Raw genomic sequence first — 5,858 nt, forward strand, 5'->3', positions numbered from 1 at the left:
GTGTATCCGACACCGGTATCTTGAAGGTGTCGGGAAAGCCCATCAACCTCGCACATTCGCGCGGTGTCAGGCGGCGCGGGTTTTTCTTGGCACCTTGGCTGAACAGTATTTCCGAACCGTCCTTGTAATAACGTGCCGAAAGCGTTCGCGTCACACTCTCTTTCGTGACCAGACCAAAACCGAAACCATTGCCGGCTGCGGCATGCTTGATTTTGTAGTTTTGCAGGTATTGCCACAAATGGTCGGTCAGGGTGTACTTGTCCAGCACCCTGTGTTTAGCGTGGTCGTAATAGTTGGCACCATCCGCTTCAAGTGCAGGTTCAGCAACCTTTTTGTGGATGATTTCACCCAGCGTGCGGGTTCCTTTTTTGGGCAGTTCAACCATGTCCCAATTGAAATCGACCGGGTCACGAAAACCGACGATGATGATGCGCTCGCGGTGCTGGGGTACGAAGTGGGCGCCGTCGATCACCTTGTGGAAAACCTGATAACCAAGCTCGTCGCGCAGTGTGCGCAGAATCACGTCAAAGGTGCGACCCTTGTCGTGGGACTGCAGGTTCTTGACGTTCTCAAGCATGAATGCCTTGGGCCGTTTGGCTGCAATGATTCGGGCCACATCGAAAAATAGCGTGCCTTGGGTTTCATCTGCAAAACCATGCGCCCGACCGAGGGCGTTCTTCTTGGACACGCCTGCAATTGAAAACGGCTGGCAGGGAAAACCACCCAGAAGAACGTCATGGTCTGGAATGTCCTCGGCAGGAATTTGGGTGATGTCGCCATTGATCGGGTGCTGCCCGCCAAAATTGGCCATGTAGGTGCGCTGCGCGTAGCTGTCCCATTCGCTCGTGAACACGCATTCACCGCCAATGTCCTCAAAGGCCAGCCGGATGCCGCCGATACCCGCAAACAAATCAATAAATCTGAAATCTGCATTCGGGTTGGTGACCGGCTGGAACGGCAACAGCCGTTGCAAGGCCATGCCCACATACTGAGGCGGGCTCGACTCTCGGGCCTCCCAGCGCCTGACCTGCCGCTCGCTGACACCAAGATGCTTGGCGATGGCGGCTTGCGAGTGATGCAGGCGTGCCGCTGCAAGGTAATCAAGCGCGGCACTGTCGTTCAGGGTGGTTATGTGTGTATTCATGACAGGCAATGATACCGGACAAAATGTCCGGAAAGTATCCCCCTGATAAAAAATACAGTATTTATCGAGCAGTGTGGGGGAAAAGTCAAATGCGCCAAATGAACATGGGATGAAGGCTGAACAAGGCAGGCAACGCCCTAGCGGAGTTCGAGCGCAACTCGATCCGTGAGCGCACGATGGCTGGTCTGACGGCTGCCCGCGCTCGTGTCAAAGAGATTGCCGAGCGTTATGGCGTATCACGTGCGACGCTCTACAAGCGGTTGTCCTCTCAAAGCCTTGATTCGACAAGCTTTTTTTAATTGTCACAGCCGTGCAACTGCATCAAGGCCGGGCCCAAAAACAGCAACTCCACTCGCAACGCATGCCAAGTTCCACACAAAACGACGAAGGACCATCAAAGTCGGGGCTGTAACTTGTCCTGGGTGCGGGTGTCGAAGTCGCTCGCATCATGGCGCTCGTGCAACTGGGTTTCCAGTGGCCCCGTCACGCGGTTGACCATGCGGCCACGCCTGACCGCGGGACGCTTGGCAATGTCGTCTGCCCAGGCGATGACATGGGTGTACTCGCTCACCTGCAGGAACTCGCCCGCATCGTAAAGCTCGCCCTTGGCCAAGGCCCCGTACCAGGGCCAAATGGCCATGTCGGCAATCGTGTACTCATCGCCGGCCACGTAAGGACTTTCGGCAAGCCGTCGATTGAGCACATCCATCTGGCGCTTGACCTCCATCGCAAAGCGGTCGATCGGGTACTCGATCTTGGTCGGTGCATAGGCATAGAAGTGGCCGAACCCCCCGCCCAGCAACGGCGCACTGCCCATCTGCCAGAACAACCACGACAGGCATTCTGCGCGCCGGTATGCCTGGGCCGGAACGAACGCACCGAACTTCTCGGCCAGATACAAAAGAATCGATCCGGACTCGAACACCCGGATCGGCTCGGGACCGCTGAAGTCCAGCAGCGCAGGAATCTTGGAATTCGGGTTCACCTCGACAAAACCGCTGCCGAACTGATCGCCCTCGCTGATGCGAATCAGCCAGGCATCGTACTCGGCGCCGACATAACCCAGCGCCAGCAACTCCTCCAGCATGACAGTCACCTTGACACCGTTGGGCGTACCCAGCGAATACAGCTGAAGCGGGTGCTTGCCGCGCGGCAGCAGATGGTCGTGCGTGGCCCCGGCGACTGGCCGGTTAATGTGGGCGAAGCGGCCACCGTTGGCCTTGTTCCAGGCCCAGACCTTGGGTGGGGTGTAAATATTCGAGTCAGACATGGAATGGACTTTCGGCAAGTTTGCTACTGATTTACATGGCATTTTCGCTCGCCGTGATCGGCGTGTAGCGACACTTGCAAACGAAAAAGCCCTGAAACATCTCTGTTTCAGGGCTATCCGTTTGGTGCGGCTGGCAGGAATTGAACCCACGACCCTCTGGTTCGTAGCCAGATACTCTATCCAACTGAGCTACAGCCGCTAAGCTGCGTATTCTAGCAACGAAACCCTGCTCTTTTAACCAAGGCGGCGCTCAAGACCCTGAAAAATGTGTCATTTTTTGCGCTTCAGGCTGGTTGCGCATCCAATCGGCCGTCTGAAAAAACGATTGGTTCAGGCGTTCGCGCAACGCCGGGGGCACGCCAGTCTCGGTCATGGCCTGATCCATGCACGCCAGCCACTGGTCGCGCTCAAGCACGCCAATTTTGAACGGCGTGTGGCGCGCCTTCAGGCGCGGGTGGCCGAAACGGTCGGTGTAATACTGCGGCCCACCAAGCCAGCCGCACAAAAACCAGAACAGCTTTTGCCGCGCGTCGTCCAGCACCGAGCCATGCACCGAGCGCAATTCAGCATAGCCCGGCTCCAGGTCCATCAGGTCATAAAAACGCTCGGCCAACGCGCGCACACGGGCTTCGCCGCCGATCCACGCGAACGGGGTGTCGAAAACAGGTTTTTCTTCAATGTTCATCGTCATGGTAATTCGTAAGCCTTCTTTTTCAGCAGTACCCACCGTGGTCACGCGCGCCAGCAGGTCAAACCAACCGCACAAGCCCTGATCATCACTGCGCCGCGTTGCGCAGTGTTTGCACCACCGGACGATTCAGCACCTCGCGCAGGCCCCACCAACCGGCGGCCAACGCCAGCACGGCGCCAGTCAGCGCGCCCAGCAGCGGCACCCACCATGACACCACCCAGTCAAATTCAAACACGTAGCGCGCCAGCGCCCAACCCACCGCACTGGCCACGATGGAGGCCAGAAAACCAGCCAACAAACCCACCCCGGCCAGCTCGATGCGCTGCACCTGGCGCAGCAGGCTGGCGCGCGCCCCCACCGCGCGCAAGATGGCGAACTCGCGGGCGCGCTCCTCGCGCGTGGCGCTCACGGCGGCAAACAGCACCACCAGACCGGCGGCCAGGGTGAAGGCAAACAAAAATTCGACCGCGCCAATGACCTGGTCGAGCACGCGCTGAATCTGCGCGATGGTGGCGGTCATGTCAACGCTGGTGATGTTGGGAAACTGGCGCACCAGCGCGGCATCGAACCCTTTGGTGTCTGGCGCCTTGAAGGCGCTCATGTAGGTGGCGGGCACGCCTTCGAGCTGGTCCACCGGGTACATCACAAAGAAGTTGGCCCGCATCGAAGCCCAATCCACCTTGCGCAGCGAGGTGATTTTTGACTCGGTTTGCAGGCCACCCACGTCAAAAGTCAGGCTGTCGCCGAGCGTGACGCCCAAGGTTTTGGCAATGCCCTCTTCCACGCTGATGGCGCCTGCCTCTTCGGGCTGCCAGCGCCCGGCCACCACCACATTTTGTTCGGGCTGGGTGGCGCTGTGCGAAAGGTTGAACTCGCGGTCAACCAAGCGCCGGGTGCGCTCGTCGAGGTAGTCGTCGGGGCTCACGTTGCGCCCGTTGATGGCTACCAGACGGCCACGAATCATGGGAAACCAGTCGAACCGGGCCACGCCCGCGCTTTTGAGTGCCTGAGTAAAGTCCGTGCCCTGCTCGGGCATGACGTTGATGACAAAACGATTCGGGGCACCGGGTGGCGATGCGGCGCGCCAGCTGCTGATCAAATCGGTGCGCAGCAGCACCAACAACACCAGAGCCAACAAGCCCACCGCCAAGCTGCTGACCTGCACCACGGCAAAGGCCGGGCGCGCCGCAATTTGCCGCGTGGCCAGCACCACAGCGGTGGGCGCCGTGCTGTCGTTGACCACGGCGCGCAGCAGCTTGACCGCCAGCCAGCTCAAGGCCGCAAACAGCAGCGTGGCCCAGGCAAAACCGCCCACGGCAATCAGACCCAATTTAAGGTCGCTGCTGGCAGCCAGCAGCAAGGCGGCAAAACCCGCCACGCCCACGCCCAGCACCATGAGAGATGCCGGTTTGAGGCCGCCCACGTCGCGCCGGATCACGCGCAGCGGTGGCACCTGAGCGAGTTGTAACACTGGCGGCAGGCCAAAGGCCAGCAGCAGCGTCAGCCCAATGCCCATGCCAAACAGCACCGGCCAGATACCGGCTGCGGGCAAAGCCGATTGCACCAGTCCGGCCAGCAGCGCGACAAAACCGTAATGCACGGCAAAGCCCAGCAACACGCCCAACATGCTAGCCAACAGGCCAATCAGCACAAATTCGAATGTGTAGGCGGCGGCTATGGTGCGCTGGCGCAGACCCAGCACGCGCAGCATGGCACAGTCATCGAGATGGCTGCTGGCAAAGCTGCGCGCAGCCAGGGCCACCGCCACCGCACTCAAAAGCGCCGCCAACAGCGCCACAAGGTTCAAAAACCTTTCGGCCCGATCCAGCGTGATGCTGAGCTCGGGGCGGCCGCCTTCGAGTGCCTCGACGCGCAGGCCACGCACCGTTTTTGCCTCAACCTGGGCTTGCACCCAATCGACAAAGCTTTTAACGGCGCGGTCATCACCCGCCAGCGCGAGCCGGTAACTCAAACGGCTGGCGGGCTGGATCAGTCCGGTGGCTTGCACATCGGCCTGGTTGATCATGGCGCGCGGCGAGAAATTCATGAAACCCGCTCCGCGGTCGGGCTCGTTGACGATGATGCGACTCACCTTGAACGCGCTGTCGCCCAGCAGCAGCTCGCCTCCAAGCGGTACGACCAGCGCATCAAGCAGCGCGGCATCGACCCAGACCTCGCCCGGCTGGGGAATGTCACTGGTCAAGTCACCTTTCGAGTCCGGCAGCGCGCTCACGCGCAAGCGCCCGCGCAGCGGGTAGCCGGGTGCCACCACCTTCAGCGCGACCAGCTTGATGGCACCGCCTTGCGCATCTGGCGCGCGCGCCATGGTGGGAAAGCTCAGGTGTTGGGTCTGCTGCAAGCCCAGAGCGCCTGCTCTTTGCAGGAAGGCAGCAGGAATCGGGTTGTCGCTGACCACCACCGCGTCGCCTCCCATCAACTGGCGCGCATCGCGCTGCAAACCGCCCTTGAGGCGGTCGGCGAAAAAGCCCACCGCGGTGAGTGCGGCCACCGCCAGCGTCACGGCCACCATCAGCAAGCGCAGTTCACCGGCGCGCAAGTCGCGCGTGAGCGAGCGCCAGCCCAATGCCACAAAAGAGATTTTCATAGCCGAACGATAGCGCACTCGGACAAAAGCCGGGGCCAAGCGAGTTCAGCAACCCGACGTGGCGGGCGTGTTTGGACGGTTTAAGTCAACAGGGGCTTTCCATGAACAGCCCCGTCATTGCGAACGCAGTGACGCAATCCATGACCCC

General features: G+C 60.5%; 4 protein-coding genes, 1 tRNA gene and 1 pseudogene. 1 reads left to right on the forward strand and 5 read right to left on the reverse strand.

Features of this window, described 5'->3' with window-relative positions:
* The coding region (gene dcm / locus IBX54_RS11760; protein WP_296542844.1) for a DNA (cytosine-5-)-methyltransferase at positions 1-1,144 on the reverse strand (1,144 nt) is incomplete at its 3' end.
* A gap of 134 nt (positions 1,145-1,278) precedes the next feature.
* On the opposite strand from dcm, the pseudogene IBX54_RS11765 reads away from it, so the two are divergent.
* A pseudogene (locus IBX54_RS11765) lies at positions 1,279-1,443 on the forward strand (helix-turn-helix domain-containing protein); the annotation flags it as partial.
* Positions 1,444-1,538: 95 nt separating this feature from the next.
* Here the strand turns inward: IBX54_RS11765 and yghU are convergent.
* The 4 genes from yghU to IBX54_RS11785 all read right to left on the reverse strand — a co-directional run bounded on the left by yghU (position 1,539) and on the right by IBX54_RS11785 (position 5,710).
* Positions 1,539-2,414 carry a glutathione-dependent disulfide-bond oxidoreductase gene (gene yghU, locus IBX54_RS11770; RefSeq protein ID WP_296542845.1) on the reverse strand — a complete coding sequence of 292 codons (876 nt, stop codon included), beginning with the start codon at positions 2,412-2,414 and terminating at the stop codon, positions 1,539-1,541.
* A 122-nt stretch (positions 2,415-2,536) separates the two neighbouring features.
* A tRNA-Arg gene (locus IBX54_RS11775) sits at positions 2,537-2,613 on the reverse strand.
* Between the two features lie 51 nt (positions 2,614-2,664).
* Positions 2,665-3,099, reverse strand: a complete 435-nt coding sequence (locus IBX54_RS11780) for a group II truncated hemoglobin (RefSeq protein WP_296542847.1) — start codon at positions 3,097-3,099, stop codon at positions 2,665-2,667.
* Positions 3,100-3,190: 91 nt separating this feature from the next.
* Entirely contained in the window at positions 3,191-5,710 is a 2,520-nt protein-coding gene (locus tag IBX54_RS11785; RefSeq protein WP_296542846.1) for an FtsX-like permease family protein, read from the reverse strand.
* Positions 5,711-5,858: the final 148 nt, after the last annotated feature.

This window comes from Rhodoferax sp., from assembly GCF_014859475.1.
Classification (GTDB): domain Bacteria; phylum Pseudomonadota; class Gammaproteobacteria; order Burkholderiales; family Burkholderiaceae_C; genus Rhodoferax.

Excerpts from the sequence above, each read along its gene's own strand:
- IBX54_RS11785 (WP_296542846.1), bottom strand. The coding sequence starts at position 5,710 with ATGAAAATCTCTTTTGTGGCATTGGGCTGGCGCTCGCTCACGCGCGAC.
- IBX54_RS11780 (WP_296542847.1), bottom strand. The coding sequence starts at position 3,099 with ATGAACATTGAAGAAAAACCTGTTTTCGACACCCCGTTCGCGTGGATC.
- yghU (WP_296542845.1), bottom strand. The coding sequence starts at position 2,414 with ATGTCTGACTCGAATATTTACACCCCACCCAAGGTCTGGGCCTGGAAC.